The organism is Pseudoalteromonas sp. Cn5-37 (genome assembly GCF_021532495.1).
In the GTDB taxonomy this organism is placed as follows: domain Bacteria; phylum Pseudomonadota; class Gammaproteobacteria; order Enterobacterales; family Alteromonadaceae; genus Pseudoalteromonas; species Pseudoalteromonas simplex.
Genome location: NZ_JAKGBA010000086.1, coordinates 1 through 1,450 on the forward strand (window position 1 = coordinate 1; position 1,450 = coordinate 1,450).

Annotated in this window: 1 protein-coding gene and 1 pseudogene; both read right to left on the minus strand. The window is 38.0% G+C overall.

What is annotated here, in order from left to right:
* Window positions 1-197 precede the first annotated feature (197 nt).
* On the minus strand, window positions 198-1,133 hold the full coding sequence (locus tag L1266_RS22170) for a HipA domain-containing protein (RefSeq protein ID WP_235374368.1): 936 nt from the start codon (window positions 1,131-1,133) through the stop codon (window positions 198-200).
* Window positions 1,106-1,222, minus strand: a pseudogene (locus L1266_RS22175) (hypothetical protein); the annotation flags it as partial. The pseudogene L1266_RS22175 and the gene L1266_RS22170, both read right to left, overlap by 28 nt.
* Window positions 1,223-1,450: the final 228 nt, after the last annotated feature.

A 1,450-nucleotide genomic window follows, 5' to 3' on the forward strand; every position in this document is an offset into this window, starting at 1 on the left:
AATCTGGCGCAGATCTCATCGTAGAGCTGGGACTAATGAAAGTCTCTAATAGACTCTGAATACATTAGCGCAAACCATCTCCGTTATTTTTAGTTATTAACTTGCAAAACGGGGCGTACCATACATTCTGTCCAAAAACAATTTTGGGGCTCAAATGATTTGGTTTCTCATGCTTCAACTTACTTTAGTTGATGCAACTAGCTAATTCTTAACCTTTCCACCATTTCATTTAAAACTTTATATTGTATTTCCCTTAGCATACGTAACTCTACAGCGCGTGTAGGGGTAGTTGGCATTTCTAGGACTTCTTTGTAAAGAATCTCAAATACACCTTGAATGTTTTTAACCATGGAATCTAAGTAAGTTGCAGCTCCCTTGTCTGGCATGCCAATTTCATTTGCAAAAGCCAAAACATCATCTCGCCTTAATTCATCAAATGTTTCTTTTCCATTTATCGGTATTGATAATTTTTGCTCAAGTGGTTTAGTCCCTTCTTGCACATATATTATCGTAGACAATAAATCATAAAATGGTGTCAGCTGTGGATCCCCATCCCCATAATAAAAGCTAATATTTTTTAGGTGTGCATCACCGTTTCCTATAAGAAAATTAAAAATAACCCAGCGATATAGCTTTATTGTATCTTGTGCCTTAGTCCGAACTTTGCCCAATATCTTCTTATAAATTTCAACAGTTGAAGCTGCATATTTAAAATCTTTACCAAAACTCAATAGTTGACACGCATCAATAATGTGTCGACGCTCTTGATTCGGGTATTTACCATACCGGTCAAATCTTTCAACTAAATAGATAGGCTCAGGTACATACAATAACTCCACTTTTGGTACATCTATACCCATCATTTTAGCAAGCCTCATAACAAACCATTCATTACAAGTCGTTTGCCAATAATCATCAGGCTCTGAATGATCTGGTTTCAATATATGAGTGGAAGGCGTACCTGCATTACCTTCAAAAAAATCAGAGCCTTTTTTTATAACTAGCATTTTATATTGTGCCCCAGCGAGTGACATCCTACTACCTTGTCTCTTATTCAATGGTGCTTTAGGGAGAGCTTTTATCCTCTCTGAAAGAGCAGATAATTCTAGAGGCTCAGCACTTGGATCTGGCAAGCCCCCCCCTTAGGCAACATTATTAAGGCACCAGCGGACTCAATACCTGACACTTCTAGTAATGCAAATGAATCGTAGTAGTCAACTTGCGCATCTTTTGCTAATAATTTGCGCGCGTTTTCTTCGGGTAAAAGATTATCAAAAAAGCTCTAAACAGGACGTTTAGTACCTGTATCTAACGTCATTTCATTTTGAACATTAGGCTTGCGCAATCTCACCCTTTCAAGGGCGAGTCAAGCAAGAGGTAACTAGTCTTTTTTCTGACTTAAAGCGCGTGAAGTTTTTACGGCTCTTTCACTTGGCGGTGTGTTTTGATT